We start from the raw sequence: 26,361 nt of genomic DNA on the forward strand, positions 1-26,361 counted from the left end.
GCATGGCCCGCTCCTCACGCCTGACCAAGCCCGCCTCCCAAGACCTTCTCCGACTGGAGGTGGTCGCCGTCCGCCGCCTCGCCCCCCACTGGATGCGGGTCACGCTCGGCGGCGGCGACATCGACCGGTTTACGCCGCTGGGCTACGACCAGTGGTTCCGACTGTTCCTGCCGCACCGCAGCGACAGCGCGGGCGCGGGTCTGGAGCGCATCCCCGCGAAGGCGAACCGGATCTTCGGGTACCTGTCGTACCTGCGCATCCCGGAGGGCATCCGGCCCGCGATGCGCAACTACACGGTCCGCGCCTACCGCGCGAGCGGGCCCAGCGGCGGAGCGGAGCTCGACGTCGACTTCGTGCTGCACGGCTCCGGGCCGACCGCGGGTCCGGCGTCGCGCTGGGCCGCCTCCGCGACCGTGGGCGAGTCGGTCGTGATCATCGACGAGGGGCTGGGCTTCTCACCGGAGCGCGGCGTCGAGCGCGTCCTGCTGATCGCCGACGAGACGGGCGTCCCGGCGGTGTCCGGCGTGTGCGCGTCGCTGCCCTCCACCGCGACCGGCACTGTGCTGGTCGAGGCGCCGTCGGCGGAGGACGTGCTGGAGATCGACGCGCCCGACGGCGTGGAGGTGCGGTGGCTGGTGCGGGATGCCGGGGCGCGCCCCGGAACCCTCGCGCTGAGCACTCTGCGGCAGCTCGACCCTCCGGCATCCGATACGCATGTCTTCATCGTCGGCGAGCAGTCGCTGCCGGTCGCCGCCCGCCGCCACCTCGTCGCGTCGGGGCACCCGAAGGACCGGATCAGCTTCGTCGGCTACTGGCGTGCCGGGTCCGCATCGCCGACGCCGGCGGCGGAGCGCGGCGGCGCGGAGGAGCACTGATGGGCCGGGTCACGACCGCCTACCTGTTGACCTGCGCGGCCATCGGCGTGGCGGGAGGCGTCGTCCTCGCGGCGGGCTGGTGGGTGTCGCTGGCATTGTTCGCGACGCTGCCGTTCGTCTCGATCGGTATCGCCGGTCTCTGGGTGATCCCCGCCGTGGTCGCGCTGCGGCTGCTGCACCGCCCCGTCGCCGGCCTGCTGGTCGGACTCATCTCCGGCCTCGTGCTCGCGCCGTTCTTCACGATCTCGGCGGTGGCGACCACCCTGTTCTGGGCGTTCTTCCCGGAGCTGCCGTTCCTGCTGACGGCGTACCGCCGCTGGGCCACGTGGATGCACTACGCGGGAGCGATCGTCATCGGCATCGCCTACCCCGTCCTCGCCGCGCAGTCGTTCGACCTCTGGGCCATGCCGCCGGTCGCGCTCAGCGGCTTCATCGCGCTGTGCGTGGCATCCTGCGTGGGCGGTACGGCGATCGGGATCGTCATCGCCGACCGGCTGCGCGCCGCCGGGGTGGCCCGCCTCGCCCGTCACCGCGCGGTGGCGTGATCGGTGCGACCCGGCGTCAGCTGACCGCCTGACGCAGAGCGTCGGCCATCCACCGGGCGTAGCTGTGCCACGGGGGCACCGTCCCCGCGAGCTCGGCGGCGTGGGCCCGCAGCGCCGGCTCCGCGCGGAACCACTCGCCACCTTCGCGCAGGTGCGCGAACTGCGCGTGCCGCGCGCGCTCGACAGCGCGCCCGCCGAGTTCGAACGCCAGCAGCTCCTGATGCCGTATCGCGGCGAGACGCCGCCGGGGCTCGCGACTCGTGCCGATCTTGATGCGCTCTTCCCACCGCAGGTAGTAGACCACCTCGACGCGCGGGCGCGGCAGGTCGGGATCGGGACTGTCGCCGAGCCGCCACCCGCACACCGGGCAGGTCGGGGTGCCGCCGTCATCCGCGGTCGGCTGCGCGAGCCCGCACATCACGCACCGCTGCGGCTCCGCCATGCCCGCACGCTACCCGCACCCGCCGACACCCCCCGCCGCCCTCGCCCGCGCCTCGCCTGCGAGAAACCATGCCCACGACGAGAAACCACCTGCGCACCGGTTTCTCGGTGCGCAGATGGTTTCTCGCGGCAGAGCGGATGCCGCAGCAGGGCGGATGCCGCAGCAGAGCGGATGCCGCGGTCAGCGCTTGCCGACGATCTGGCGCGACACGATGTCGCGCATGATCTCGTTCGTGCCGCCGTAGATGCGGTGGACGCGGGCGTCGAGGTAGGCGCGGGCGATCGGGTACTCGGTGATGTAGCCGTACCCGCCGTGCAGCTGCACGCCGGTGTCGAGCAGCTCCGCCTCGCGGTCGGTCGACCAGAACTTGACCTTCGCGGCCTCCTCGGCGGTGAGCTTCTTGTCCTTGTAGAGCATCATCGCGCGGTCGTTGTAGGTCCACATGACGTCGACCGTCGTGGCCATGTCGGCCAGCAGGAACCGCGTGTTCTGGAAGTCGGCGATCCGCTCGCCGAACGCCTCACGGCTGAGCACGTAGTCGCGCGTCCAGACGAACGCGGCCTCGCCGGCTGCCGCCGCGGCCACGCCGATCGACAGGCGCTCGAGCGGGAGGTTCATCATCAGCTGGATGAAGCCCAGCCCCTCCTTGCCGCCGATGAGGTTCGCCTCCGGGACGAAGACGTCGGTGAAGCTCAGCTCGGCGGTGTCCCACCCGTGGAAGCCCATCTTCTCGAGCTTCTTGCCGTGGTCGAAGCCCTCCATGCCGTCCTCGAGGATCAGCAGGCTGAAGGCATCCGGGCGGTTGCCCTCGCCGGTCTTCACGAACGTGACGACCATGTCGGCGGTCTTGCCCGAGGAGATGAAGGTCTTCGCGCCGTTGACGAGGTAGCCGCCGTCGACCTTCTTCGCCGTGGTCTTGATGCCGCGCAGGTCGCTGCCGGCGCCGGGCTCGGTCATCGCGAGCGCGCCGAGGATCTCGCCGGTCGCCATCCCCGGCAGCCACTTCTCCTTCTGCTCCTGCGTCCCCATGTGCACGATGTACGGGACGGCGAGGTCGTCCTGGATGCCGAAGGCCCCGGCGAGCGAGCCCTGGCCGGCCCCGATCGTCTCCTCGAGCACGATCGCGCGGAAACGGTAGTCCTGCAGCATCCCGGCGCCGCCGAACTCCTCCGGCACGCTCAGACCGATGATGCCGGCCTCGCCGGCGGCGAGCATGGTGGCGCGGTCGATCTCCCCGTCCGCCTCCCACTGCTTGCGCTTCTGCTCGGTGGCGAAGCGCTTGAGGAACTCCTTGACGACGTCGCGGAACGCCTCGTGATCCTCGTCGTAGATGTCGCGCTCCATGGTGCGCCCGTCCTCTCGTCGTCGAGTGTCGAATCTGCGGGACGCGTCGCGATGAACGACGGATGCCGGTGGCATCGCATCCCAGCATCCATGGTACTGGGTTTCATGTCGGTGGCGACAGGACGACCTCGCGCGACGGCGACCCCGGGCGATCAGTAGTCGGGGGCGGCCGGCAGCCCGAAGAAGTCCTCGAGCGTGTGGAACCCACCCTCGTGGTACGCCTTCGCGAGCTCGGGGCCGATGTAGCGCAGATGCCACGGCTCGGCCTCGTACCCCGTGGTGGCGGTGTAGCCGCTCTCGTAGCGGACGATGTAGCCGAACCGCCACGCGTTCTCGGCGACCCAGGCGCCCTGCGGCGTCCCGCCGAACGCTTCGATCGCGCCGCAGCCGCCGTCGCAGGCCGCCACGTCGGTGGCGAGTCCGGTCTGGTGCTCGCTGAAGCCGGGCCGCGCGCTCTGCTGGTCGGCGGCGGCGCGACCGAGGGTGTTCACGTAGCCGTTGTAGGTGCGTGTCTGCGAGGCGAACGAACGGTAGGCGCTGTTGAGGCCGATCGCCCCCGCGCCCTCGTTCGCCGCCGCCGCCACGAGCGCGGTGAGCGCCTCCGCCGCCGCGGGCTGCAGCCGGCCGTCGACGGTTCGCTGCATGTCGGCGGGGGCGACGACCGAGGTCGGCTCGACGTCGATCGGGTTCAACGGGCGCTGCTTGTCGACGACGATCCACAGCCGGTGCGGGTCGCCGAGATCGATGCAGGGCGCTGCCCCCGACACGACGGCGGCGCGGAAGGCGGCGCCGCCTCCGAAGGCGGTGATGACGTCGGCATCCCTGCCCTCGGCGAGCGCCGACGAGACCGCGGGATCGTCGCAGGATGCCGCGGCCACCCCGCTCTGCGCGGGCACGGGCAGGCCGGTCGCGGGCGTGCCCGACCCCGCCCCGTCCGGCAGCGCGACCGCGTCGGTGGGCGCCGTGACGCCCGCGGCACCGCCCTCGGGCGCCGTGGCAGCGCCTCCGGGACGCGTCAGCGCGATGACGACGACGAGCACCACCAGCGCCACGAGACCCGCCAGCACCACGAGACCGCGGCGCCCGACGGCCGGCATCGACCGACGCGCGGGCGACGTCGGCGCCGCCTCGGCGGCGAGGCGCGCGGCGCGTCGGCTGGTCGGCTGCTCGGGTTGCGGCACCCGCCCATTCTGCCGCGCCCGGCCGAGAGGACGGTGCGCATTGCACAATCATCGAATCTATGTTCGTATATCAGGCATGCGCTGGCGTGGACAAAGCATCGATTCGACGGATGCCGCAGCCCTGCCCGGCCTCGAGACGCGGGAGGGACTGGTCCGCACCGTGACCACCCCCGAGTTCGCGGGCATGACCTTTCACGAGGTCGCCGCGAAGTCGGCGCTGAACCATGTGCCGTCGGCATCCGCGATGCCGTTCGACTGGACCGTGAACCCGTACCGCGGGTGCAGCCATGCGTGCTCGTACTGCTTCGCCCGCAACACCCACACCTATCTCGACCTCGACGCCGGACGTGACTTCGACGAGCAGATCGTCGTGAAGGTCAACGTCGCCGAGGTGCTGCGACGCGAGCTCGCCACGCCCTCGTGGGGGCGGGAGCCGGTCGCGCTCGGCACCAACACCGACCCGTACCAGCGGGCCGAGGGGAGATACCGGCTCATGCCGGAGATCATCGACGCACTCGCGGCGAGCCGGACGCCGTTCTCGGTGCTGACCAAGGGCACGCTCCTGCGCCGCGACCTGCCGGTGCTCGCGGAGGCCCGCCGGCGCGTGCCGGTGCACCTGTCGATGTCGATCGCCATGCCCGACGAGCGCCTGCGGCAGACGCTCGAAGCGGGCGCCCCCACCTTCCAGGCCCGGCTCGACACCGTGCGGGCGGCCGCCGACGCGGGCTTCGCCGTGACCGTGTTCCTCATGCCGATCGTGCCGCACCTGACGGATGCCGTGGCGGTGCTCGACGACGCGCTGGCGCGCATCGCGGCATCCGGAGCCGTCCGCGTCGTCTTCGGAGCGCTGCACCTGCGGCCCGGAGCCCGCGAGTGGTTCTGGCAGTGGCTCGAACGGGAGCACCCCGAGCTGGTGCCCGCGTATCGGGGGCTCTACCCCGGCGCCAGCGTGTACGCGCCCGTCGGCTACCGGAAGTGGCTCGCGGCGCGGGTCCGGCCGCTGCTGCGGCGACACCGGCTCACGGGCGGTCCGGAGGAAGAAGTCGAGACCCGGCCGGCGCGACCGGGGCCCGTGCGGACCACGGCGCGGGCCGCGGCATCCGCCGCCGCCCCGGCGATGCTGTTCTGACCACACGCCGGAGGGGCCGCGACGCGAACGTCTCGGCCCCTCCGGGTGCGGGTGTCAGCGGTCGACGTGCGCGGCCTGCCGCCCGGACAGCTCCTCGATCACGTCGTCGCCGGGACGGGCGTCCTCGAACGGCGCGTCGATCTCGGCGCGGTCGAGCATCTCGGTCATGCGACGGCGGCGCTGACGCGGGATGAGCGTCACGACGGTGCCGGAACGCCCCGCGCGACCGGTGCGACCGGAGCGGTGCAGGTACGTCTTGTACTCGTCGGGCGCGTCGGCCTGGATGACCAGGTCGATGTCGTCGACGTGGATGCCGCGCGCAGCGACATCCGTCGCGACCAGCACGCTGACGCGGCCCGAGGTGAGCCGCTCGAGGTTGCGCGTGCGCTTGCCCTGGTTGAGGTCGCCGTGGAGGGCGACCGCGTGGATGCCGGCGTCATCGAACTGCTCGGCGAGCATCTCGGCGTACGCACGGGTGCGGGCGAACACGAGCGTCTTGCCGGCGCGGTCGACGAGCGAGGTGAGGATGTCGGCCTTGTCGCGGTGGTCGATGACGAGCACGCGGTGGTCGATCGTGCCGGAGTCCTGGTCCTCGCCGGCGACCTCGTACACCGCCGGGTCGACGAGGAACTCGTCGACGAGCGCCGCGACCTCGCGGTCGAGGGTCGCCGAGAACAGCAGCTTCTGCGCGTCGGGCTCGACCAGACGGAGGATCCGCTGCATCGGCTCGAGGAAGCCGAGCTCGCTCATGTGGTCGGCCTCGTCCAGCACGACGACCCCGATCTCGGACAGGTCGAGCTTGCCCTGCTCCTGCAGGTCTTCGATGCGGCCCGGGGTGCCGATGATGATGTCGACGCCCTTCTTGAGCGCACCGACCTGGCGCGCCTGGGGCACGCCGCCGTAGATCTGGGTCGTGAACAGGCCGACGCTGCGGGCGATCGGCTGGATCGTGCGGTCGATCTGCAGTGCGAGCTCGCGCGTCGGGGCCAGGATCAGCGCGCGGGGGCTGCGGCCGAACGCGCGGCGCTTGCCGGCCTGGCTGCGCAGCACCGACTCGACGAGCGGGGCACCGAAGGCGATGGTCTTGCCCGAGCCGGTGCGGCCGCGCGCGAGCACGTCCTTGCCGGCGAGGATCGGCGCGATCGTCGCCGCCTGGATCGGGAACGGCGCCGCGGCGCCCAGCTCGGCGAGCGCCCGGACGATGTTCTCGCCCAGGCCGAGGCCGGCGAAGCTCACGTCCGCGACCTCTTCGGCCTGCACGGCCTGCGCCTGCAGCTTCTCGTGCACGACGTCGGCGTGCGCCTCGTAGGCCTTGCGGGCCGCGGCATCCTTCGCGTCGGCGTTCCAGTCCGCACGGTTGCCGCCGGTGGCGCGAGCCGGGCGGTCGTCGCGGCGCGGGCGGTCGAAACTCCTCCGATCCTCATCGCGGGAGCCGAAAGCAGGCCGCTCACGCCGCTCCGCACTCGACGTGGAGGAGTTACGGCCACGGTCATCGAACGACCGAGCAGGCCGGTCGTCACGGCGAGGGCGGTCATCGAACGAGCGAGCCGGACGGTCGTCGCGGCGCGGGCGGTCATCGAACGACCGGGCGGGCCGGTCGTCGCGGCGCGGGCGGTCATCGAAGGACCGGGCCGGACGGTCGTCGCGACGCGGGCGGTCGAAACTCCTCCGATCCGCGTCCCGAGAGCCGAAACCAGGCCGCTCACGGCGATCCCCGCCCGATGTGGAGGAGTTACGGCCACGGTCATCGAACGACCGGGCCGGCCGGTCGTCGCGGCGCGGGCGGTCGTCGAACGACCGGGCCGGCCGGTCGTCGCGGCGCGGGCGGTCGAAACTCCTCCGATCCTCGTCCCGAGAGCCGAAAGCAGGCCGCTCACGGCGATCCCCGCCCGATGTGGAGGAGTTACGGCCACGGTCATCGAACGACCGAGCCGGGCGGTCATCACGGCGCGGGCGGTCATCGAAGGAGCGAGCCGGGCGGTCATCGCGGCGCGGGCGGTCATCGAACGACCGAGCCGGGCGGTCGTCGCGGGCCGGGCGGTCGCCGTGGGCGCGGGATCGGATGCCGCGCGCCTCGTCGCGGCCGGCGCGCTCCTGGGCGCTCCAGCGCTGCTTGGGCGCCGCGTCGGTCGCCTCGGCGGCGCGATAGCCGCGGTGGCCGGGGCTCTTGCTGCCGGGCTTGCCGGCAGAGGACTGACCGGGACGGCGCTTCGCGTCCTGGTAGCTGGTCTTCGCGCCGTAGCGCGGCTCGAAGTTGTGGGCGCGGCCGCCGGCCGGCTTCTTGCTCTTGGGCATGGTGTTCTTCCTGGGTTTTCTCGCGCGAGAACAGCGCCTCCGCGCCGAAGGAGTCCCCCACGACGCGATGGTCGAGGAGATCGGGGCGGCGGGCGACCCGGTGGTCCGGGGGCCATTCACAGTGATGGTCATGTGCGCCGAGCGGCGCTCACCATCGGCCCCTTGGACTCACAAACCCACCCGCGCCGCAGCGCGGTGTCCAGAGCCGACCGCACCACTGTACCGGTCGCACCTGTGAGAGCGCCGGTCGGGTCCGGCCACGCCGGGATCGCGGCCCGCCGGCGGCCCCCTACACTGGCGCCATGACCGCAGCGGAACCCACCCGACTCCCCGCCGCCGACGACGCCGATCGCGCCCCCGCGCCCTCGTTGCGCGTCGAGGCGGAGGCTCTGCTCGCCGCGGCGATCGCCGCCGTCTCCGGCGGCGTCGCCGGGCTCATCGTCGGACTGCTCGGCATCGGCACGCGCCTGTGGGGCGACGGGAGCATCGCCGGCTGGGCGGCGGCCGGGGCGGGCCTCGCGGCGGGCATCAGCTCCGCGCTCGGCTATTGGCGCGCCCGCACCACCGACGGTCAGGAGTGGCGGCGCAGGATCGCGAGCTGGCGCAACGTGGTGTCGACGGCATCCGTCGTGATCGCGCACGGCGCCCTCGCGGCGATCGGGACCGTCGCGCTGTTCGCCGTGCTCTCGCGCGCCTTCATCGACGTCGAGCTCACCGCGTTCTGGACGACCGTCCTGGCGGCCACGGCGACGGGCCTGTCGGGCTGGCTGAGCTACCTCTCCGCCTCGCGGATGACGACCCAGCGCCTCACGACGCTGCTGGTCACCTTCATCGGGATCGGGACGCTGGCGGCCATGATCACGACCTCCGACCCGCTCTGGTGGACCTACCACTTCAGCCAGCTGGGCACGTTCGGCGACATGTCGAGCTTCCTCTTCAACGGCACGCTCGTCGCCGGAGGCCTGCTCGTGACGACCTTCACGCTGTACGTCTCCCACGACCTCGCCGCGCTGGGCGAGGCGCCGCGCGGCATCCGTGTCGTCGGCACGGCGCTCGCGATCATGGGCGTCATGCTGGCCTGCGTCGGCATCTTCCCGGTCAACGTGAACATGCTGCTGCACAACCTGTCGGCGTCGGGCATGGCCCTGATGTTCCTGCTGCTGCTCGTCGGCGGCCCGTGGATCGTGCGGCGGATGCCGCGCGCCTACTTCTTGGCGTCGTGGGCGTTCCTGGCCGGCCTGGTCGCCTCGATCGCACTGTTCGCCACGGGCTACTTCGGGCTGACGGCCTTCGAGATCATCGTGTTCGCGCTGATCTTCGGGTGGCTCGCCGTCTTCATCCGCTTCATGGTGGTCGCCGATCAGCCCGATCCGCGCGGCTGAGGCACCCCGCTCACCCCGCGTTGGCGGCCCGCAGGGCGGCCACGGCGGCGGGGAGGTAAGCGGACTGCATCGCCGCTTCCTTGCTGTTGCCGACGATCGCCAGCCACGTCGTCCCCTCGAACGCATAGCCGACCGCCCCGTCGGCGATCTCACCGTGCACGGCTGAAGTGAAGACCGTGGCGTCGTCGATCGCGGCCTCGGTGTACCCGTCGGCGGTGCGCAGCGCACTCACGAGTTCGTCGCGCACCTCGGCGGGCAGCTCGAGCACGGCCGCGTGCACGCCACCGTCCGAGCCGCCGCGGACGCCCCATCCGCAGTCGACGGCACGCTCTGCCTTCTCGACTGCTGAGCGTGCCACCGGGCCGGGAAGAACCTGCCCGATGGTCCATCCACCGCCGTCGGTGTACCCGACGACGTCCGTCGAGAAGTTCTGCTGCAGCAGCTCGATCGGGATCAGGTCCTCGCAGCGGGGGAAGACGGCCGCGGCGGCCGCGGTCGCCGTCGGCGTCGGCGTCGGCGTCGGCGTCGGCGCGGCCGCGGCGCCTTCATCGCTGGCCGTGGCCGGCGCCGTGGAGGTGGCCGCCGAGACGCTCGCGGCGCACCCGGCCAGTGCGACGCCGAGGGTGAGGACGGCGACGCCGAGGAGTCGGGGACGCATGACCCGACTCTACTTCCCGCGCAGCGCGCGGCGCGGGTGCAGCGCGGCGGCACCGGATGCCGGGGCGACGGGGTCCGCACCGGCATCCGCGGCCGCCTCGTGGCCGCCGTCTGCGGCTCCCCGGCGGGCGGCCCGGCGCTCGCGGGCCCCCTCGACGAGGTTGTAGAGCGTCGGCAGCACCAGCAGCGTCAGCACGGTCGAGGAGACGAGGCCGCCGATCACGACGATCGCGAGGGGCTGCGAGATGAAGCCGCCGTGACCGGTGATGCCGAGCGCCATCGGCGTCAGCGCGAAGATCGTCGCGAGCGCCGTCATGAGGATGGGTCGCAGGCGTCGCGAGCCGCCCGCGACGGTCGCGTCATGGGTGCTGAGCCCCTTCTCGCGGTACTGGTTGACGAGGTCGACGAGCACGATCGCGTTGGTGACGACGATGCCGATCAGCATCAGCACACCGATGAGCGAGGCGACGCCGAGCGGCACCCCGGTGGCGATCTGCAGGAGGATCGCACCGGTCGCCGCGAACGGCACCGACACGAGCAGCAGCAACGGCTGGCGCAGCGACTTGAAGGTCGCGACCATGACGATGTAGACGATCAGGATGGCCGCGAGCATGGCGAGACCCAGCTGTCCGAAGGCATCCGTCTGCTGCGTCACGACACCGCCGACCTTCGCGTCGGCCCCCGTGGGCAGATCCAGGCCGGTGAGGGCCGTGCGGACGCTCGCCGACGCGGTGTTGAGGTCGTCGGTCGACGGAGTGACCGTCACGGTCGCGGTGCGCTGGCCGCGCTGGGTCGTGATGGAGGTCGGACCCTGGCTCTGCTCGACGGTGGCGACCTGATCGAGGCGCACGAGGCCGTTGGCCGAGGCGATCTGCAGGCCCTTGAGCTCGTCGATCGTCTGCGGCACGGTCGCCGCCTGGAGGTAGACGGTGAGCGAGGTGCCGTCGATCTCGACCGAGCCGATCTGACGCGGCTGCATCGTGTTGGAGACGAGCCCGCCGACGGCGACCTCCGACAGCCCGAGCTGGGCGGCCTTCGCGCGGTCGACGGTGACGGCGACGTACGGGAGGGATGCCGAGAGGTTCGAGGTGATCTGGCCGATGCCGTCCTTGCCCTGCAGCCCGGCGACGACCGCGTCGGTGGCCTTCTGGAGCGCGTCGGCGGACGGGGCGGTCACGTCGACCTCGACGTTGCTCGAGCCGAATCCGCCCTGACCGGAGGAGATCGTGACGGTGCCGACGTCGCCGAGTCCGGCGATCGCCTTCTCGACCTCGTCGCGGACGGTGAGCTGGTCGGCCCCCGTGTCGGTCGTGACCGAGTAGGTGATTCCGGTGCTGCCGCCGCGGAAGGCGTCGCGCACCGCCGATCCGCTGGAGCCGATCGACGTCTGCACCGTGGTCACGCCGGCGACGCCCTTCACGGCGGTCTCGACCTTCTGCGCCGCGGCGTCCTCGGCGTCGAGGCTCGGCGCCTGCCCGACCTGCTGCGTGATGGTGAAGGTGTTCTGCCCGCTGTCGCCGAGGAAGTTCGTCTTCATGAGGGGCGCCGCCGCGGCGGTGCCCCCGAGCACGAGCACGGCGAGCAGCAGCGTGACCCAGGAGTGCTTCAGCGTCCAGCCGAGGATGGGCAGGTAGCCCCGCTGCAGGCGGGACGGGGGCGCTGCGGGGTCTTCCGGGTCGATCGGGTCGCCCTCGGCGTCGCGCACCGGCTTTCCGGGGCGCAGGAACCAGTAGGCGAGCACCGGCACGATGGTCAGCGCCACGAACAGCGAGGCGGCCATCGCGATGGTGACGGTCATCGCGAACGGGCGGAACAGCTCGCCGGTCACGTCGCCCACGAAGGCGATCGGCAGGAAGACGGCGACCGTCGTGATGGTCGAGGCGGTGATCGCGGCGGCCACCTCGCGGACGGCGAGCAGGATCGAGGCGAGCTTGTCGGCCCCCTCGACGTAGTGGCGCTTGATGTTCTCGATCACCACGATGGAGTCGTCGACGACGCGGCCGATCGCGATCGTCAGCGCCCCGAGCGTGAGGATGTTCAGCGAGTAGCCGAACGCCTGGATGCCGACGAAGGTGATGAGAACGCTCGTCGGGATCGAGATCGCCGTGACGAGCGTCGAACGCACCGACAGCAGGAACACGAGGATGACGAGCACGGCGAAGACGAGTCCGAGCAGGCCCTCCTGCGCGAGCGACTCGATCGACTGCTCGATGTAGGGCGCCTGGTCGAAGACCACGGTGAACGACGCGTCGCCGCCGATGTCGCTCTGCAGGGTGGGCAGCAGCGCGGTGACGGCACGGCTGACGTCGACCGTGTTCGCCGCGGGAAGCTTGGTGATGGAGATCGTCAGGGCGGGCTCGCCGTTGACGCGCGAGATCGAGGTGACCGGGTCTTGCGCCAGCGCCACGGTCGCCACGTCGCCGACGGTGAGCGCGCCGCTGGCGAGGGCGCCCTCGAACTGCGCCGCGGACGTCGGCACGAGCGGCAGTGCCGCGATCTGGTCGACGGAGGTCAGCTTGCTCCCCGTCTGCACCGTGAGCGTCTGGTCGCCCTCCGTGACGGTGCCGCCGGGGAACAGCACGCCGTTCTGTGTGAGCGCGTCGGTCAACGCCGTCTGCGTGAACCCGGCCGCGGCGAGCTTCTGCTGGTCGGGGGTGATCGTCACGCGCTGCCCCTGGCCGCCGACGATGGAGGCCGCGCTGACGCCCTTGACGTCCTCGAGGTCGGGGATCGTGGTCGCCTGCAGCTTGGCCTGGATGGTCTTCTCGTCGCTGTAGCCGGTGACGGCCAGTGCGATGACGGGGAGATCGTCGATGGAGAACGACACGACGTTCGGCTCGACGCCGCTGGGCAGATCGGACTTGATGCGGTTGATCGCCTGGAGGATCTTCTGCTCGGCGGTGGCCAGATCGGTGCCGTAGGTGAAGGAGGCCTGGATGATCGAGGCGTTCGTCGTGCTCGTGGCGGTCGTGGACTCCAGGCCCGGGATGCCCTGGATCGCGGACTCGATGGGCGTCGAGACGTCGTTGTTGACGACGTCGGGCGACGCGCCCGGGTAGGTCGAGAGGATCGACAGCTGCGGGAACTCGACCGAAGGGATGAGCTCCTGTTTGAGGCTCGTCAGGGCGAGGCCGCCGAAGATCGCCGCGACGATCGTGATCAAGGCGATGAGGGCCCGGTTCTTCAGGCTCAGTACGGCGAGATGCGACACGGGAACCCTTGCTCTCCAGACGGGCGCGCACGAGAAGCTCGATACACGCGTGTATCGGCTTCATTGTCGCACGCGCGCTGGTTCCGATCCGCGCACCGCCACCTTCCCGATCTGCAAGGGCGCCCCGTCGACGCGCCGCGTCGGCGACGGATGCCGCGGCGTGTCGCTCGGCATCCCTTGCACATCGGCACGGACGCCGGCCGGGCCGATGCTGGCCGCCCGCCGGGCCGCCAGCCGCGCAGCCCGCCGCGCCGCCGCGGGAGCGCCGCGTCAGCGCGGGAAGAGGCCCCCGAGGAGCAGGCCGAGGGCCGCGGCGGCGAGCGAGAGCACGAGCGTGCCGAGGAGGTTGATCCACGCCCAGTCGCGGCGTCCCCGCTCGGCGAGCAGCGCCGTCTCCGTCGAGACCGTGCTGAAGGTCGTGAAGCCGCCGAGCACCCCGACACCCAGGATGCTCATCCACACCGGCGCGACCGACGTGCCGAGTCCCGTCAGAAGTCCGAGGAGGAACGACCCCAGCACGTTCACCAGCAGGATGCCGACGGGGAACGCCCCCGACCGGCCGCGCATGACCGCGGCATCCATCAGATAGCGCGCCCCCGCCCCGAGCCCGCCGCCGACGATGAGCGCCGCCACCTCGACCCCGCTCATTCCGCGTCCTCGGGCCGCTCGATCTCGCCCGGGCGGTCGGCGAGGCGACGGCCGAGGGCGAGGCCCGCGACGGCGGCGAGCACCCCGCCGAACAGCGAGACGACGATGAGCGCGATGCCGACGAACGGCGAGGCGGTCGCCGTCGTCACGGCCTGGACGGCGAAGGCGCTGTAGGTGGTGAACCCGCCCATGACCCCGGTGCCGAGGAAGAGTCGTGCGCGTGGATGCCGATCCGCCAGCCATCCGACGATGACGCCGAGCAGCAGCGAACCGATCAGGTTGACGACGAGGGTCGCGGCCGGGACGACGAGCGGATGCAGGCCGGCGGCGGTCAGCGGCACGACGACGACCGCCCGCAGCGCCACGCCGACCATGCCGCCGGCGATCACCAGCAGCAGAGCGACGAGCGAGAACCGGCGGGCGGGGGGCACGTCCGCAGACTAGCGCCGGCTCACGAGGCGAGGAGGGCGCGGATCGCCGATTCCGGGGAAATGGAGGTGTCGAGCAGGACCCCGCGTCGGTAGCGGGCGAACACCCGCGGGTCGATGTACGAGCTCTTGGCGACGGCGGGCGTGTTGCCCAGAGCCGTGGCCGTCGCTCTGACCGCGAGGACCTCGGCGCGCTTGCGATCGGTCTTCGTCGACGTCGGACCGATGCGGGCGAGGGCGTCGGCGGCGAGGATCGTGCCGCGGAGGGTGCGGAAGTCCTTCGCGGTGAAGCTTCCGCCGGTCATCGCCCGCACGTACGCGTTCACATCCTTCGGCGTGAGCGCGACCCGGCGACGCCCGCGCGCGTAGGCCAGCAGCGGCGCCGCGGGCCGCCCCGCCGCGAGGAGTCCGACCACCACGGCGAGGTCGGCGTCATCGACGTCGAGGCGCTGCCGTTTGCCGCTCTTGCCGGGAAAGCGCAGGCTCGTGACGCTGCCGTCGACCAGGGCGTCGCGTCGTTGGAGCGTCGTGAGCCCCCGGCTCCCGTGGGCGGAGAAGTACCGCTCGCTGCCCACGCGCGGCGCCGCCTGATCGAGGAGGCGGAAGGCCGTGGCCAGCACCCGCTCCCGGTCGAGATCGTCGCGGCGCAGGGATGCCGTGACGCGGCCGCGCGCATGCGGCAGACGCTCGGCCAGCTCGAGCGCGCGAGCGTACTTGCCCTTGTCGCGACGGGTCGACCAGTCCGGATGGTAGAGGTACTGCATCCGGCCCGCCTCGTCCACGCCGGTGGCCTGGATGTGCCCGTTGGCCGCCGCCGCGATCCACACATCGCCCCAGGCCGGCGGGATGACGAGCGCCCGCACGCGGTCGCGCTCGGCGGCCGGGAGGGGCGACCCGTCGGCATCCACGTAGCGGAATCCCGCGCCCGAGCGCACGCGTCGGTAGCCGAGGTCGCGGCCGGGCCGGACCCTGCGAAGGCGCGCCACCTCAGGAGTCGCGGAGCATGTCGACGAGCTCCGCCTTCCGCGCGTTCGCGTAGCCGCGGATGCCGAGTTCCTTGGCGCGTCGGCGCAGCTCGGCGACGGTCCAGTCCTCGTACGATCCCGCCGCGCCGCCGCGGCGACCCACGGCCGTGCGGCCGTCGCGGGCGGCGGCGTTGGAGATGCGGGCGGCCTTCTGCTTCGATGCGCCGTCCGTGCGCAGCTCTTCGTAGAGCTGCGGATCCTTCAGGGACGCGGGGGTGTCGTTCTGGGGCATATAACGGCCCTATCGCACGGGAAGAGCCCGTGGCAAGGGGGGTGCCCGCGGCCGCGAACGCGACTAGCTTCAGGGGGTCATGGAGTCCCTCGAGAATGGAGCAATCACATGAATCTCGCTCTGATCATCATCATCGTCGTCGCGATCGTTCTTGCGATCGTCGGCGGCATGAACGCCGCCCTGAACTGGCTGCTGTGGGTCGCCCTGATCGTCGGCATCATCGCCATCATCGCGTTCCTGCTGCGACTCGTGCGAGGCGGTCGCGCCTAGCGTCGACCGCCCGGACCGCGCCGGTTCACCCCCTGGGGTGAGCCGGCGCGGTCGCGTGTGCCGCTCGTCCGTCCCGCGTGGTCGCATCTCGGATGCCGAAGCGACAGCGCGGGACGGATGGGCGGCGCGCCCTCACCGCTGCGCGGTGAGGTAGGCCTCGAGCGAGGCGCGGACGAACTCCGCACCGGCGGGGCCGCCGTAGTTCGCGGCGAACCGCGGGTCGGCGACGTACATCTCGCCGAGCCCCCGCAGGTAGCCGGCGATGTCGCCGTCCGGCGCCGCGGCGGGCGTCCCCGGGATGCCGCGGAGCCAGTCCACGTGACGGGCGGCGAGCTCCTGGGCCTCGCCTCCGGCGGGGTCGAGGCCGCGCCCGGCGGCATCCACCCACGCGGCGTTGAGCGCGGCGACCCGCGCCTTCGCGTCGCGGTGCCCCTCGGCATCCAGCCCCCGCCACCAGCGGTCCGCGTCGGCGTACGCCGCCTCACCCCAGCGCTCGATGACCTCGTCGTGGTATCGCGTGTGGTCGAACCCGTCGAACATGTTCTCGGCCATGGGCTCTTCTCCTTTCTCCAGTGCGGTGATGGTCGATGCGACCGAGGCGATCCGCCGTGCGAGCCGTTCCTGCTCCTCGTGCAGTGCCCGCAGGTGGCGCCGCAACGCGTCGGTCTCGGTCGTGGGCCGTTCGAGCACCTCCGCGATCTCGGGCAGAGCGAGCCCCATCTCGCGCAGGAGCAGGATCCGCTGCAGGCGCACGAGGGCCGCGGCGTCGTAGTACCGATAGCCGTTGGCACCCACGCGGCTCGGCCGCAGCAGCCCGAGCTCGCCGTAGTGCCGCAGGGTGCGGCTCGTGGTGCCCGCCAGGCGCGCGGTCTGCTGGATCGACCAGTCGTTCATGAGGACGACGCTAGAGGTTGACGTCGCGTCAAGGTCAAGGAGACGTCGGCGAAGGCTCTGGCAAATCGAGATATATCGTGTTATTCTCGCCACAACGCGATATATCTCGAATCGCCAGAACCCAGGAGAAACCCATGACACTCGAGAAGTGGCTCATCAAGCCGGGCGAGACCCGGGTGATCGACCTCGAAGACGTCCGCAAGCTCAAGATCGGACTCGTCGGCGGACAGGTGGATGTCGTCGCGCACGACGAGCCCGGGGTGCGCATCGAGGTGCACGCCGTGACCATCAAAGACCTCCGCATCGAGGCGTCGGGCGACGTCGTGGAGATCGACCACCCGCAGCTGCGCTGGGACAACTTCCTCGAGGTGTTCCGCAACTTCGGCTCCGGCGGCCCCAAGGCCGAGATCAGCGTGGCGGTCCCCCGCGGCATCCTCCTCAACCTCGGCGTCGTCTCGGCGAGCGCCCTGGTGTCGGGGCTCGCCTCGGGTGCGCGTCTGAACACCGTGTCGGGCGACATCATCGTCGACGGCCTGACGGGCGACCTGTCGGTCAACGCGGTTTCGGGCGACGTGCAGATCCGCGGACTCGACGGCACCCTGAGCGCCAACTCGGTCTCCGGCGACGTCGCGGCGACGGGCAGCATCCGCAAGGCGACCATCGACACCGTGTCGGGCGGCATGCTCGTCGACTCGACCGACCGCGTCGACGTCGTCAGCCTCAACACGGTCTCCGGCGACGCCACCGTGCGCCTGGACGAAGGCCACCCGACCAACTTCGTGCTGCGCAGCGTCAGCGGCCGCCTCATGGTCGACGGCGTCAAGCGCTCGACCTCCGGGCCCTCGAACTACGTCGACTCGGTCGGCGAGCTCAGCGGCAGCTTCGCCGACGTCCGCGCGAACTCCGTGTCGGGCGACGTCACGGTGCTGCGTCGGGCCACGGCGACCCCGGATGCCGCGGCCCCCGCGACCGCCGAGGAGGTCTGACGATGCCCCCCGTCTTCTCGCACGGCGACCTGCGCCTCTACCTGCTGAACCTCCTCGACGAGTCGCCCCGACACGGCTACGACCTGATGCAGGCGCTGTCGGATCGCACCGGCGGCACGTACACGCCGAGCGCCGGCACGATCTACCCGCGGCTGTCCAAGCTGGAGGAGGAGGGCCTGGTCACGAAAGTGGTCGACGGTCGCAAGACCGTCTACGAGATCACGGACGCGGGCCGCGCCGAGGTCTCCGCGCGGGCGCACGAGCTCGAGGGCATCGAGGCAGGACTCGCCGACAGCGTCCGCCTCATCGCCGACGAGGTGCGCGGCAGCGTGCGCGAGGCGATGAAGAGCCTCCGCGCGGATCTGGCGGCGTCGGCCCAGTCGGAGCGCGCCCAGGCGCAGCGCGATCGCGACGAGGCCCGCGCCTCGGCATCCGCGTCGCCGTCGGATGACGCGCGCGCGTCGTCCCGCGAGCAGCTGCGGCGCACCGAGGCGATCCTCGGCGAGTTCCGGGCGACCGTGCGCGCCGATGTGCGCACGCATCTCGCACACGGCGGCGAACTCGCGGCATCCGCCGTCGACGACCTGTCGCGTGCGCTCGACGACGCGATCGCCGCGCTGACCCGCGCCCTGCGCTGATCCTCCGCCTGCCTGCCGAGCCGCTATCCCCTGTGCGAGCCGCCACGCGGTGTACAGCACAGCGGATGGCGGCTCGGCCGCGGTATAGCGGCTCGCGGGGGGGGGGAGAAGAGAGCTACGTGGGCCAGGGAGTATCGTCGCCGAGCGGCTCCTCCAGGGGGACCACGAGGATCGGGCGCGACTGGCGGTGCGCGAGCCGCGCGGCGACCGAGCCCGTGAAGAACTCGCGGATCGACTCGCCGAACCCGCGGCGTCGCGTCCCCACGACGATCAGGCGCGCCTGCGCGCGCTCGGCGAGATGCTTGATCGCCAGCGCCGGGTCGCCCACGAGCTGCGTGACCGTCCACTCCACGCCCGAACCCTCGAGCGCGGATGCCGCGGCATCCCGCACCGCGGCGAGCTGCACCTCTCCGACGGCGAGGTCGATGTCGATCGGCGCCGAATGCACATAACCGTCGGGATCTTCGTACGTGACGAACCGCGTGACATCGACGTGGGCGACGATCAGGGGCGCCTGGAAGAGCTTCGCGTACCGCGCCGCCTCTTTGAGCACCCGCGCCGGCTGGTCGGGGATCGCGCCGACCACGACCGCGTGGAGCGGGACCGGGCTCTCATCCGAATCGACCATGACACCCTCCCCGTCCTCCCCCGCACCGCGAGGCGCCGGGGGCACCGTGTTATTCTGAATGCTACTCTTCCCGGCAGGAAGCCGGATCGTCAACCGCATCGTGAATGCGCCGGACCAAAGTGCGGAACACCGCATCGTCCGTGACTCAGAAATGAGGGGGTCTCGCATGGGGCGTGGCCGTCAGAAAGCGAAGCACACCAAGATCGCTCGCGAGCTGAAGTACGACACCTACACCGTGAACTACTCCGCGCTCGAAAAGGAGCTCGGACACCACGAGGACGACCCGTACGTCGACAAGTGGGCCGATCAGTATGCCGACGACGAGGACGAGCTGGAGACAGCCTGACGCCCTCGTCATGCCGTGCTGAACGGCGTCACGTGTGCAACGTCGGACTTTTCAGCGCGCTGATTCTGTGAAGGCAGGAGCGTGCGGGCGTGGACCGCGGCGTCGTCGGAATCTCCGACGTTCGTCACAGGCCCGGCACCGCACTGATCCTCACCACACGCCGTGGCGGCGCTCCCACTCGTCTTCGATCGTCCGCGGCTTCGACACGATGATCCCGGTCGGGATCGCCGCCAGGAACAGCGCGCCGAAGACGAGGAGCACCGGCTGCCAGCTGCCGGTCAGCTCGTGCACCACCGCGAACATCAGCGGGAACAGCGCCGCGATCGCGTAGCCCACGCTCTGCGCGAAACCGCTCAGCGCCACGGCGCCCTCGTGCGTGCGCGTGCGCAGCTGGATGAGCACGAGCACGGCGGGGAACAGCGCCTGCGGGGTGCCCAGCAGGACGACCCACAGGATCGTGGCGGCCGTCGGGGCCAGCACCATGCCCCCGACACCGGCGAGACCCGCCACCAGGGCGACCGCGTAGATCACGCCGACGCGTCGCCACCGCGTGATGACGATCGGAACCAGGATCGACCAGGGCAGGCCCATCGCGCCGAACAGCGAGAGCAGCGCGCCCGCCTCGGCGTGCGAGACCCCGGCCACGTCGACGAGCACGACCGGGAGCCACGCGAAACACGCGTACACGCTCGCGGCGGAGATGCCGAAGGTCGCCGCCAGTGCCCACGCCAGCGACAGTCGCGGCAGGCGTCCGAGCACCCCCGGCGCGGGCTCCTCGATCGCGACCGCCGACTGCTGCGCGGCGGAGGTACGGGCCCGGACGACGAGAGAGACCCACGGCACCACCGCGAGCAACGCGAAGACGGCCCACATCCCGAGCGAGAAGCGCCACCCCGCGGCATCCGCGACGGGCACCGCGACCAGCGGCGGCACGAAGGCCGCCACGGCGAGCAACGCGGAGTAGAGCGCGGTCATCGTGCCGATGCGATCGGGGAAGTACGCCTTGATCAGGGGCGGCAGGACCACGTTGCCGACGCCGACCGCGGCGAACAGCACCGCGGTGGCCACCAGCAGCGTCACGGCGTCGCCGGCGAGCGCGCGCCAGATGAGCGCCGCCGTCACGACGACCATGGATGCCGCCGCCAGCCGCTGCAGCCCGAAACGCCGTTCGAGCATCGGCGTCACGATGCCGAACACGGCGAAGCAGACGGGAGGGGCGGTGCCGATGAGGCCGACGACCCACGTCGGCACCGCGAAGTCCTCCTGCACCTCGGCGAGGATCGGAGACAGCGCCGCCACGGCGGAGCGCAGCGAGAAGGCGACGAGCACGACGCCCGCGAGTGCGAGGAGCCTTCCCCGCCAGAGGGATCGGGGGCGGGGAGCGGTCACCCGATCCAGCCTAGGGCGGGCGCAGGGGTTTCGACTCGCTGCGCTCGCTCAACCACCGGGGGGCAGGCGCGCAGCGCCGAGTCGAAACGTTCCCGACGCGCGGGGTCAGCTCTCCTGCGTGCCCTCGACCCAGGCGAGGTACTCGTCCGACACCGTGCCGGTGATGTACCGCCCGTCGAAGCAGCTCATGTCGAGGTCTTCGACGTCGGGCGCTCCCTCGAGGATCGCGGCCTTCAGGTCGTCGATCTCCTGGTACACCATGTAGTCCGCGCCCAGCTCCGCCGCGATCTCGGGGATCGTGCGGCCGTGGGCGACGAGCTCGTGCCGCGACGGCATGTTGATGCCGTACACGTGCGGGTAGCGCACGGGCGGGGCGGCCGAGGCGAACGTGACGCTCTTGGCCCCGGCATCCCGGGCCATCTGGATGATCTCCTTGGACGTCGTGCCGCGGACGATCGAGTCGTCGATGAGCAGCACGTTCTTGCCCTTGAACTCGCTCGACATCGCGTTGAGCTTCTGGCGGACGCTCTTCTTGCGCACCGCCTGCCCCGGCATGATGAAGGTCCGACCGACGTAGCGGTTCTTGTAGAAGCCCTCGCGATACTCGATGCCGAGCTTGCGGGCCACCTGCATGGCGGCGGGTCGCGAGCTGTCGGGGATGGGCATGACGACGTCGATCGCCCCCGCCGGCGTGTACTTGGCGATCGTGTCGGCGAGACGCTCGCCCATCCGCAGGCGCGCCTCGTACACCGAGATGCCGTTCATGACCGAGTCGGGACGGGCGAGGTAGACGTACTCGAACGAGCAGGGCACGAGCTGCGGGTTCGTCGCGCACTGCTGGGTGTGCAGGCGTCCCTCGAGGTCGATGAAGACGGCCTCGCCGGGCTCGACGTCGCGGACGACCTCGAAACCGCCGTTCTCCAGCACCAGCGACTCGGAGGCGACGATCCACTCGTAGCGGCCGGTGGCGGTGCCCTCGGCATCCACCGCGGGGCGCGTGCCCAGGATGAGGGGGCGGATGCCGAACGGGTCGCGGAAGGCGAGCAGGCCGTATCCGGCGATCAGCGCGATCGTGGCGTACGACCCCTCGACGCGCTCGTGCACGCGGGTGACCGCCTGGAAGACCTGTGCCGGGTCGAGCTCGAACCCGGAGATCGAGGACTGCAGCTCGTTGGCCAGCACGTTCACCAGCAGCTCGGTGTCGGAGCTGGTGTTGAGGTGGCGGCGGTCCTTGCTGAAGAGCTCCTTGGTCAGCTCACGCGTGTTGGTGAGGTTGCCGTTGTGCACCAGCACGATGCCGTAAGGGGCGTTGACGTAGAACGGCTGCGCCTCCTCCTCGCTCGACGCGGTGCCCTTGGTGGCGTAGCGCACGTGCCCGAGGCCGATGTTGCCGAGGAGGGCGCGCATGTCACGGGTGCGGAAGGCCTCGCGCACCTGGCCCTTCGCCTTGAAGAGGTGGAAGACGCCGTTGGTCTCCGCCGTCGCGATGCCGGTGGAGTCCTGACCGCGGTGCTGCAGCAGCAGGAGCGAGTCGTAGATGTCCTGGTTGACCGGGCCCTGTCCGACGACGCCGACGATTCCGCACATGTGGTGTAGCTCAATCCGTTTCTGCGTCTAAACCGCTGATGAGTACGCGCCGACCAGACGCACGGCGCCGCCGTCCACGCCCTTGGCACCCTGCTCGAAGTGCCCGTCGGGACGGGCCCCCTCGTGCACGACGCCGACCTGCCACGTCGCGATGCCGGCCGCCGACAGGAGGGATGCCGCGGCATCCGCCTGCGCCGCCGAGACGACGGCGACGAAGCCGATGCCGAGGTTCCAGGTGCCCTCGGTGTCTTCGAGCCGCAGTCCGCCGAGGTCGGCGAGCACGCGGAACACGGGCGTCGGCGACCACGTGGAGCGGTCGATCTCGACCCACGCCTGCGGCGGGAGCACGCGGGCCACGTTCGCGGCGATGCCACCACCGGTCACGTGGCTGAGCGCGTGGACCGCGCCGGGCAGGGCGGTGAGCAGGTTCAGCAGCGGCAGCGTGTACAGACGGGTGGGCTCGAGCAGCTCCTCGCCCCACGTGCGGCCGAAGTCCGCGGCGTGGGCGCCGTAGCTGAGGCCCGTGCCCGCGACGATGTGGCGGATGAGCGAGTACCCGTTGGAGTGCGGACCACTGGATGCCAGGGCCAGCACCACGTCGCCCGGCTGCACGCGGTCGGCGCCGAGCACGTCACCGGCATCCACGACACCGGTCGCCGCTCCCGCGACGTCGTAGTCGTTGACGCCGAGCAGACCCGGGTGCTCCGCGGTCTCGCCGCCGACGAGCGCCGTGCCGGTCTGCTCGCACCCGGAGGCGATGCCGCGGACGATGTCGGCGATGCGCTCGGGGAAGACCTTGCCGCACGCGATGTAGTCGGTCATGAAGAGGGGCTTCGCGCCGACCACGACGATGTCGTCGACGACCATGCCGACGAGGTCCTGGCCGATCGTGTCGTGCTTGTCGAGGGCCTGCGCGATGGCCACCTTCGTGCCGACGCCGTCGGTCGAGGTCGCCAGCAGCGGCTTCTCGTACGCCTGCAGCGCCGAGGCGTCGAACAGGCCGGCGAAGCCGCCCACACCGCCCAGCACCTCGGGCCCGTGGGTGCGACGAACCGCCGACTTCATCAGTTCGACGGCGAGGTCTCCCGCCGCAGTGTCGACGCCGGCTTCGGAATAGGGGTTCTGTGGGGCTTCTGCCACGCGAACAGCCTACCGGCAGGGGCGGGGCGCGCGGACCGCGGCATCCGGCCGTGCGTGCGGGCGACGCTGCGGCGCCGACCGCGCAGGAGAGGCCTACGACGCCGAGGGATCGTGCGGGTTCCCCGGGCCGTGGTGACGACCGGTCGCGGGATCGATCCAGTTGCCGGAGCCGGTGAGCCGGTGCCAGCGCCGGTGGAACGCGAGATCGGTGTCGTTCGCATCGACGACCGCGGCCCCGCACAGGTCGCAGATGCGCAGGATGACGACATCGCCGCCCGCGGTCGTGACGACGACCGACCCCTCCGGAAAGTCGACGCCCATCGTGTGCCCCTCCCCCTGCGGCCGACCGTCATGGTCCGGCTCCGAGAATGCCCTCAGACTACGCGAGGCGCGCACCCTGTCGCCGGCCCGACCGCTGTCCCTAGGATGGCGGCATGGCAGCGGCGGGAACACCGGAATGGATCGTGCGCGAAGATGCGAGCCTTCCCGTCCTCGTCGCCCTGTATCTGCGTCAGGTGCTCGGCATCCGTTTTCCCGAGGAGCTGCCGCACCTGCGCGGCATCCCGCCGACGGCTCGCGCCGAGATGGGCGAGTACGACGATCGGCCGGCGATCGAGCGCGAGTGGCGCGCGTACTGGGACCTGACCGTCGAGCCGCAGGCGAACCCTTCGCCCGTGCCGCTGGAGCTGATCGACGGGTTCGACACCTACGTCGCGCTGCCGGTCGAGGGGTTCACCGAGCTGCAGGCGGCGATCGCCCCCCACGGCGAGGATGCGGTGGCGTACGCGCGATCCGCGAACGGCCGCTACCGTTCCAGCCTCGGCAGCGGGGCGTCATACCGGGCCTACGCGAGCGCGATCGCCGAGCACGAGCGGGTGGTGGGGCGCCGCGCGCACTCGTTCGAGCTGAACGTCCAGGTGCTTCCGTTCACGCAGCGCGGCGTGTGGTGGATCGGCGCGCTGACGATCGCGGTCACCGACGGTCTGCGCGGCGACATCGCGGCCTTCGACGCCGCCGTGGGGCCGATCATCGCCGATATCGCCTGATCGCGGCATCCGCTGTCACGGCGCACGGGCTTAGGCGAGCGGCCCGGGCGGGCGAGCGGCCCGGAACAGGCCGTTCGCGGCGAGAACCGCCTGCTGCCGGCAGATCGCCGGCCCTCGGGCGGCGACGGTCGTGCGAACGGGGCTTACTCGGCGTCGTCGACGGTGATGACCTCGTGATCGACGCGCACCTCGCGGGCGCGGCGGGCGAGGGAGCGATCGAGCACCAGCGCGACCACGCCGCCGACGGCGATGCCGAGGGGGATCGCGAAGAGGCACACGAAGCCGAAGACCTGCGAGGTCGAGTAGGTCACACCCGTCGTCGCACTGACGTTCTCGGTGCCGTCGAACGCGAAGGTCAGCACCAGGGCGACCAGGACGCCGAGGGCAGCGCCCGCCAGGAGGAACACCGCGTACCGCGGGCTGCGCCGCACCTGGGCGGTCTCGATGCGGTGGTCGGCGGTGGGCGTCATGACCCCATTGTCCCACCTCCCATCCGGAGGCGGGCGACACGAGCTCGTCACGGCGTCGCGGTAATCTGCGGCTATGACGGCATCCGCTCCCCTGGCTTCTGACGGCGCGACGAACCCGGTTCCGGATGCGAGGCCGCACGTGGTCATCATCGGCGGGGGCTTCGCCGGAATCAGCGCGGCGCGGGCCCTGCGCCACGCACCGGTGCGCGTGACGCTCGTCGACCGGCGCGTCTACAACACCTTCCAGCCGCTGCTGTACCAGGTGGCCACCGGCGGGCTGAACCCCGGCGACGTGACCCACTTCCTGCGAAGCCTGCGCGTGCGCCAGCCCAACCTCGACGTCGTGCACGAGCACCTCATGGAGATCGACACCGATGCCCGCACCGTGCGTCTGCTCGACGGTCAGGAGATGTCGTACGACTACCTGCTCGTCGCGAACGGCGTCACCACGGCGTATCACGGCACCCCCGGGGCGAAGGAGAACTCGTTCGCCGTGTACTCCCGCTCGCAGGCGATCGCGATCCGCGACACGCTCTTCACCCGTCTGGAGCGCGTCGCGGTGCAGGGCGGCCGCACCAAGGGGCTCTCGGTCGTCGTGATCGGCGGCGGGCCGACCGGCATCGAGATGGCCGGTGCCCTCGCCGAGCTGCGCGACCAGGGCCTCGAGCCGGCGTACCCCGAGCTCGACGGCGATGCCTTCCGCATCACGCTCGTGCAGCGCAGCGAGATCCTCAAGCCGTTCATCCCGAAGCTCCGCGACTACGCGGCCGCCCAGCTGCGGCGCCGCGACGTCGAGCTGCGTCTCGGGGCGGGCGTGGACGAGGTGCGACCGGATGCCGTCGTGCTCTCGGACGGCACCGTGCTGCCGTCCGATCTCACCGTGTGGGCGACCGGTGTCGCGCCGCACGAGGAGGTGCGCGACTGGAGCCTGCCGCTGGACAAGGGCGACCGCATCCGTGTCGGGGAGGACCTGCAGGTCGTGGGGCTGCCCGGGGTCTTCGCCGCCGGCGACGTCGCGATCGCGCCGCAGGATCTGCCCCAGCTGGCGCAGCCGGCCATCCAGGGCGGTGAGCACGTGGCGCGCCAGATCGTGCGCCTCATCGCGGGCGAGCCGACCGCGCCGTTCTCCTACTACGACAAGGGTCAGCTCGCGATCATCGGCCGTCGCTCGGCGATCGGGGAGCTCCCCGGCATCGCGAACCTGCCGGTGCTGCACCGTCTGCGCTTCCTCGGCAAGATCCCGCTGCTGCGCAAGACGGTGGCGCTCACCGGATCGGTCGCGTGGATGACGTGGCTGTTCGTCCACATCGCGAGCCTGCTCGGGCCCCGCAACAAGCTGATGGTGCTGATCGGACTGGTGGCCCGCTACGGCGTGCACCTGTATCGCACACCGGTGCCGATCGTCGGCGACGTGCCCGCGATCCGCCCGTCGAAGGCGCAGCGCCGCCGCCTCACCCCCGAACAGCGCGCCGCGGCCGATGCCGACGCCGGCGTCGCCGCCGCCCCCGACGCCGACTGAGCCGACTGAGCCGCGGCCGGGCCGGGGCCGGGGTCGGTGGCCGGGGTCGGTGGC

27 protein-coding genes are annotated in these 26,361 nt (G+C 71.5%); 10 read left to right on the forward strand and 17 right to left on the reverse strand.

What is annotated here, in order from left to right:
* Positions 1–2 precede the first annotated feature (2 nt).
* Both AC1Q49_RS11540 and AC1Q49_RS11545 read left to right on the forward strand, forming a co-directional pair.
* On the forward strand, positions 3–875 hold the full coding sequence (locus AC1Q49_RS11540) for a siderophore-interacting protein (protein WP_492492297.1): 873 nt from the start codon (positions 3–5) through the stop codon (positions 873–875).
* Positions 875–1,420, forward strand: coding sequence for an ECF transporter S component (locus tag AC1Q49_RS11545; protein ID WP_492492299.1), 546 nt, complete (start codon positions 875–877; stop codon positions 1,418–1,420). Before AC1Q49_RS11540 ends, AC1Q49_RS11545 begins: the two co-directional genes overlap by 1 nt.
* 16 nt (positions 1,421–1,436) lie before the next feature.
* Here the strand turns inward: AC1Q49_RS11545 and AC1Q49_RS11550 are convergent, their stop codons facing one another.
* The 3 genes from AC1Q49_RS11550 to AC1Q49_RS11560 form a co-directional block, all read right to left on the reverse strand.
* Entirely contained in the window at positions 1,437–1,862 is a 426-nt protein-coding gene (locus tag AC1Q49_RS11550) for a GIY-YIG nuclease family protein (protein WP_492492301.1), read from the reverse strand.
* A gap of 180 nt (positions 1,863–2,042) precedes the next feature.
* On the reverse strand, positions 2,043–3,206 hold the full coding sequence (locus tag AC1Q49_RS11555; RefSeq protein WP_191009208.1) for an acyl-CoA dehydrogenase family protein: 1,164 nt from the start codon (positions 3,204–3,206) through the stop codon (positions 2,043–2,045).
* A gap of 152 nt (positions 3,207–3,358) precedes the next feature.
* On the reverse strand, positions 3,359–4,387 hold the full coding sequence (locus AC1Q49_RS11560) for a M15 family metallopeptidase (protein ID WP_492492303.1): 1,029 nt from the start codon (positions 4,385–4,387) through the stop codon (positions 3,359–3,361).
* Positions 4,388–4,463: 76 nt separating this feature from the next.
* Between AC1Q49_RS11560 and AC1Q49_RS11565 the strand changes: the two genes are divergently transcribed.
* Positions 4,464–5,516 (forward strand): Rv2578c family radical SAM protein, encoded by a 1,053-nt coding sequence (locus AC1Q49_RS11565; RefSeq protein ID WP_492492305.1) that lies wholly within the window; start codon positions 4,464–4,466, stop codon positions 5,514–5,516.
* 54 nt (positions 5,517–5,570) lie between these two features.
* On the opposite strand, the gene AC1Q49_RS11570 is transcribed toward AC1Q49_RS11565, so the two are convergent.
* Positions 5,571–7,811 (reverse strand): DEAD/DEAH box helicase, encoded by a 2,241-nt coding sequence (locus AC1Q49_RS11570; protein WP_492492308.1) that lies wholly within the window; start codon positions 7,809–7,811, stop codon positions 5,571–5,573.
* 302 nt (positions 7,812–8,113) lie between these two features.
* Here AC1Q49_RS11570 and AC1Q49_RS11575 point away from each other — a divergent pair, with 302 nt between their 5' ends.
* On the forward strand, positions 8,114–9,193 hold the full coding sequence (locus AC1Q49_RS11575) for a hypothetical protein (RefSeq protein WP_492492310.1): 1,080 nt from the start codon (positions 8,114–8,116) through the stop codon (positions 9,191–9,193).
* 10 nt (positions 9,194–9,203) lie between these two features.
* On the opposite strand, the gene AC1Q49_RS11580 is transcribed toward AC1Q49_RS11575, so the two are convergent.
* From AC1Q49_RS11580 to AC1Q49_RS11605, 6 genes are all read right to left on the reverse strand, one after another.
* Complete coding sequence (locus AC1Q49_RS11580; protein ID WP_492492312.1) at positions 9,204–9,851, reverse strand: hypothetical protein; 648 nt, start codon at positions 9,849–9,851, stop codon at positions 9,204–9,206.
* A 9-nt stretch (positions 9,852–9,860) separates the two neighbouring features.
* A complete protein-coding gene (locus AC1Q49_RS11585; RefSeq protein ID WP_492492314.1) occupies positions 9,861–13,061 on the reverse strand; it encodes an efflux RND transporter permease subunit in 3,201 nt (1,066 codons plus the stop codon).
* A 270-nt stretch (positions 13,062–13,331) separates the two neighbouring features.
* Entirely contained in the window at positions 13,332–13,709 is a 378-nt protein-coding gene (gene crcB / locus AC1Q49_RS11590) for a fluoride efflux transporter CrcB (protein ID WP_205281853.1), read from the reverse strand.
* On the reverse strand, positions 13,706–14,140 hold the full coding sequence (locus AC1Q49_RS11595) for a fluoride efflux transporter FluC (protein ID WP_492492317.1): 435 nt from the start codon (positions 14,138–14,140) through the stop codon (positions 13,706–13,708). The genes crcB and AC1Q49_RS11595 overlap by 4 nt, the downstream gene beginning before the upstream one ends.
* Positions 14,141–14,160: 20 nt before the next feature.
* Positions 14,161–15,123, reverse strand: coding sequence for a DNA topoisomerase IB (locus tag AC1Q49_RS11600; RefSeq protein WP_492492319.1), 963 nt, complete (start codon positions 15,121–15,123; stop codon positions 14,161–14,163).
* Position 15,124: 1 nt separating this feature from the next.
* On the reverse strand, positions 15,125–15,394 hold the full coding sequence (locus AC1Q49_RS11605; RefSeq protein WP_492492321.1) for a DUF7218 family protein: 270 nt from the start codon (positions 15,392–15,394) through the stop codon (positions 15,125–15,127).
* Between the two features lie 108 nt (positions 15,395–15,502).
* On the opposite strand from AC1Q49_RS11605, the gene AC1Q49_RS11610 reads away from it, so the two are divergent.
* A complete protein-coding gene (locus tag AC1Q49_RS11610) occupies positions 15,503–15,664 on the forward strand; it encodes a hypothetical protein (RefSeq protein WP_167626506.1) in 162 nt (53 codons plus the stop codon).
* Positions 15,665–15,796: 132 nt separating this feature from the next.
* On the opposite strand, the gene AC1Q49_RS11615 is transcribed toward AC1Q49_RS11610, so the two are convergent.
* Complete coding sequence (locus AC1Q49_RS11615; protein ID WP_191009214.1) at positions 15,797–16,558, reverse strand: MerR family transcriptional regulator; 762 nt, start codon at positions 16,556–16,558, stop codon at positions 15,797–15,799.
* A gap of 134 nt (positions 16,559–16,692) precedes the next feature.
* Between AC1Q49_RS11615 and AC1Q49_RS11620 the strand changes: the two genes are divergently transcribed.
* Both AC1Q49_RS11620 and AC1Q49_RS11625 read left to right on the forward strand, forming a co-directional pair.
* Positions 16,693–17,544, forward strand: coding sequence for a DUF4097 family beta strand repeat-containing protein (locus AC1Q49_RS11620; RefSeq protein ID WP_492492324.1), 852 nt, complete (start codon positions 16,693–16,695; stop codon positions 17,542–17,544).
* 2 nt (positions 17,545–17,546) lie between these two features.
* On the forward strand, positions 17,547–18,182 hold the full coding sequence (locus AC1Q49_RS11625) for a PadR family transcriptional regulator (RefSeq protein ID WP_492492326.1): 636 nt from the start codon (positions 17,547–17,549) through the stop codon (positions 18,180–18,182).
* Positions 18,183–18,297: 115 nt separating this feature from the next.
* On the opposite strand, the gene AC1Q49_RS11630 is transcribed toward AC1Q49_RS11625, so the two are convergent.
* A complete protein-coding gene (locus tag AC1Q49_RS11630) occupies positions 18,298–18,810 on the reverse strand; it encodes a universal stress protein (RefSeq protein ID WP_492492328.1) in 513 nt (170 codons plus the stop codon).
* 166 nt (positions 18,811–18,976) lie between these two features.
* Here AC1Q49_RS11630 and AC1Q49_RS11635 point away from each other — a divergent pair, with 166 nt between their 5' ends.
* On the forward strand, positions 18,977–19,156 hold the full coding sequence (locus AC1Q49_RS11635; RefSeq protein ID WP_060959110.1) for a DUF3073 family protein: 180 nt from the start codon (positions 18,977–18,979) through the stop codon (positions 19,154–19,156).
* Between the two features lie 150 nt (positions 19,157–19,306).
* Here the strand turns inward: AC1Q49_RS11635 and AC1Q49_RS11640 are convergent, their stop codons facing one another.
* The 4 genes from AC1Q49_RS11640 to AC1Q49_RS11655 form a co-directional block, all read right to left on the reverse strand.
* Entirely contained in the window at positions 19,307–20,545 is a 1,239-nt protein-coding gene (locus AC1Q49_RS11640; protein ID WP_101307036.1) for an MFS transporter, read from the reverse strand.
* Positions 20,546–20,650: 105 nt separating this feature from the next.
* Positions 20,651–22,132, reverse strand: coding sequence for an amidophosphoribosyltransferase (purF, locus tag AC1Q49_RS11645; RefSeq protein WP_060959108.1), 1,482 nt, complete (start codon positions 22,130–22,132; stop codon positions 20,651–20,653).
* Positions 22,133–22,159: 27 nt separating this feature from the next.
* Complete coding sequence (gene purM / locus AC1Q49_RS11650; protein WP_060959107.1) at positions 22,160–23,272, reverse strand: phosphoribosylformylglycinamidine cyclo-ligase; 1,113 nt, start codon at positions 23,270–23,272, stop codon at positions 22,160–22,162.
* Between the two features lie 93 nt (positions 23,273–23,365).
* Complete coding sequence (locus AC1Q49_RS11655) at positions 23,366–23,593, reverse strand: histidine ammonia-lyase (protein WP_101307037.1); 228 nt, start codon at positions 23,591–23,593, stop codon at positions 23,366–23,368.
* A 113-nt stretch (positions 23,594–23,706) separates the two neighbouring features.
* Here AC1Q49_RS11655 and AC1Q49_RS11660 point away from each other — a divergent pair, with 113 nt between their 5' ends.
* A complete protein-coding gene (locus AC1Q49_RS11660) occupies positions 23,707–24,318 on the forward strand; it encodes a hypothetical protein (RefSeq protein WP_060959105.1) in 612 nt (203 codons plus the stop codon).
* 143 nt (positions 24,319–24,461) lie between these two features.
* Here the strand turns inward: AC1Q49_RS11660 and AC1Q49_RS11665 are convergent, their stop codons facing one another.
* Positions 24,462–24,788 carry a potassium transporter Trk gene (locus AC1Q49_RS11665; protein WP_492492331.1) on the reverse strand — a complete coding sequence of 109 codons (327 nt, stop codon included), beginning with the start codon at positions 24,786–24,788 and terminating at the stop codon, positions 24,462–24,464.
* 139 nt (positions 24,789–24,927) lie between these two features.
* Here AC1Q49_RS11665 and AC1Q49_RS11670 point away from each other — a divergent pair, with 139 nt between their 5' ends.
* The gene (locus AC1Q49_RS11670) at positions 24,928–26,307 is read left to right on the forward strand and encodes an NAD(P)/FAD-dependent oxidoreductase (RefSeq protein WP_492492333.1); all 1,380 of its coding nucleotides are present in this window, start codon (positions 24,928–24,930) and stop codon (positions 26,305–26,307) included.
* Positions 26,308–26,361 lie beyond the last annotated feature (54 nt).

The sequence above is a fragment of the Microbacterium sp. MPR-TSA4 genome, assembly GCF_058792815.1.

Excerpts from the sequence above, each read along its gene's own strand:
- AC1Q49_RS11540 (WP_492492297.1), top strand. The coding sequence starts at position 3 with ATGGCCCGCTCCTCACGCCTGACCAAGCCCGCCTCCCAAGACCTTCTC.
- AC1Q49_RS11545 (WP_492492299.1), top strand. The coding sequence starts at position 875 with ATGGGCCGGGTCACGACCGCCTACCTGTTGACCTGCGCGGCCATCGGC.
- AC1Q49_RS11550 (WP_492492301.1), bottom strand. The coding sequence starts at position 1,862 with ATGGCGGAGCCGCAGCGGTGCGTGATGTGCGGGCTCGCGCAGCCGACC.
- AC1Q49_RS11555 (WP_191009208.1), bottom strand. The coding sequence starts at position 3,206 with ATGGAGCGCGACATCTACGACGAGGATCACGAGGCGTTCCGCGACGTC.
- AC1Q49_RS11565 (WP_492492305.1), top strand. The coding sequence starts at position 4,464 with ATGCGCTGGCGTGGACAAAGCATCGATTCGACGGATGCCGCAGCCCTG.
- AC1Q49_RS11570 (WP_492492308.1), bottom strand. The coding sequence starts at position 7,811 with ATGCCCAAGAGCAAGAAGCCGGCCGGCGGCCGCGCCCACAACTTCGAG.
- AC1Q49_RS11575 (WP_492492310.1), top strand. The coding sequence starts at position 8,114 with ATGACCGCAGCGGAACCCACCCGACTCCCCGCCGCCGACGACGCCGAT.
- AC1Q49_RS11580 (WP_492492312.1), bottom strand. The coding sequence starts at position 9,851 with ATGCGTCCCCGACTCCTCGGCGTCGCCGTCCTCACCCTCGGCGTCGCA.
- crcB (WP_205281853.1), bottom strand. The coding sequence starts at position 13,709 with ATGAGCGGGGTCGAGGTGGCGGCGCTCATCGTCGGCGGCGGGCTCGGG.
- AC1Q49_RS11605 (WP_492492321.1), bottom strand. The coding sequence starts at position 15,394 with ATGCCCCAGAACGACACCCCCGCGTCCCTGAAGGATCCGCAGCTCTAC.
- AC1Q49_RS11610 (WP_167626506.1), top strand. The coding sequence starts at position 15,503 with ATGAATCTCGCTCTGATCATCATCATCGTCGTCGCGATCGTTCTTGCG.
- AC1Q49_RS11615 (WP_191009214.1), bottom strand. The coding sequence starts at position 16,558 with ATGAACGACTGGTCGATCCAGCAGACCGCGCGCCTGGCGGGCACCACG.
- AC1Q49_RS11620 (WP_492492324.1), top strand. The coding sequence starts at position 16,693 with ATGACACTCGAGAAGTGGCTCATCAAGCCGGGCGAGACCCGGGTGATC.
- AC1Q49_RS11625 (WP_492492326.1), top strand. The coding sequence starts at position 17,547 with ATGCCCCCCGTCTTCTCGCACGGCGACCTGCGCCTCTACCTGCTGAAC.
- AC1Q49_RS11630 (WP_492492328.1), bottom strand. The coding sequence starts at position 18,810 with ATGGTCGATTCGGATGAGAGCCCGGTCCCGCTCCACGCGGTCGTGGTC.
- AC1Q49_RS11635 (WP_060959110.1), top strand. The coding sequence starts at position 18,977 with ATGGGGCGTGGCCGTCAGAAAGCGAAGCACACCAAGATCGCTCGCGAG.
- purF (WP_060959108.1), bottom strand. The coding sequence starts at position 22,132 with ATGTGCGGAATCGTCGGCGTCGTCGGACAGGGCCCGGTCAACCAGGAC.
- AC1Q49_RS11655 (WP_101307037.1), bottom strand. The coding sequence starts at position 23,593 with ATGGGCGTCGACTTTCCGGAGGGGTCGGTCGTCGTCACGACCGCGGGC.
- AC1Q49_RS11660 (WP_060959105.1), top strand. The coding sequence starts at position 23,707 with ATGGCAGCGGCGGGAACACCGGAATGGATCGTGCGCGAAGATGCGAGC.
- AC1Q49_RS11665 (WP_492492331.1), bottom strand. The coding sequence starts at position 24,788 with ATGACGCCCACCGCCGACCACCGCATCGAGACCGCCCAGGTGCGGCGC.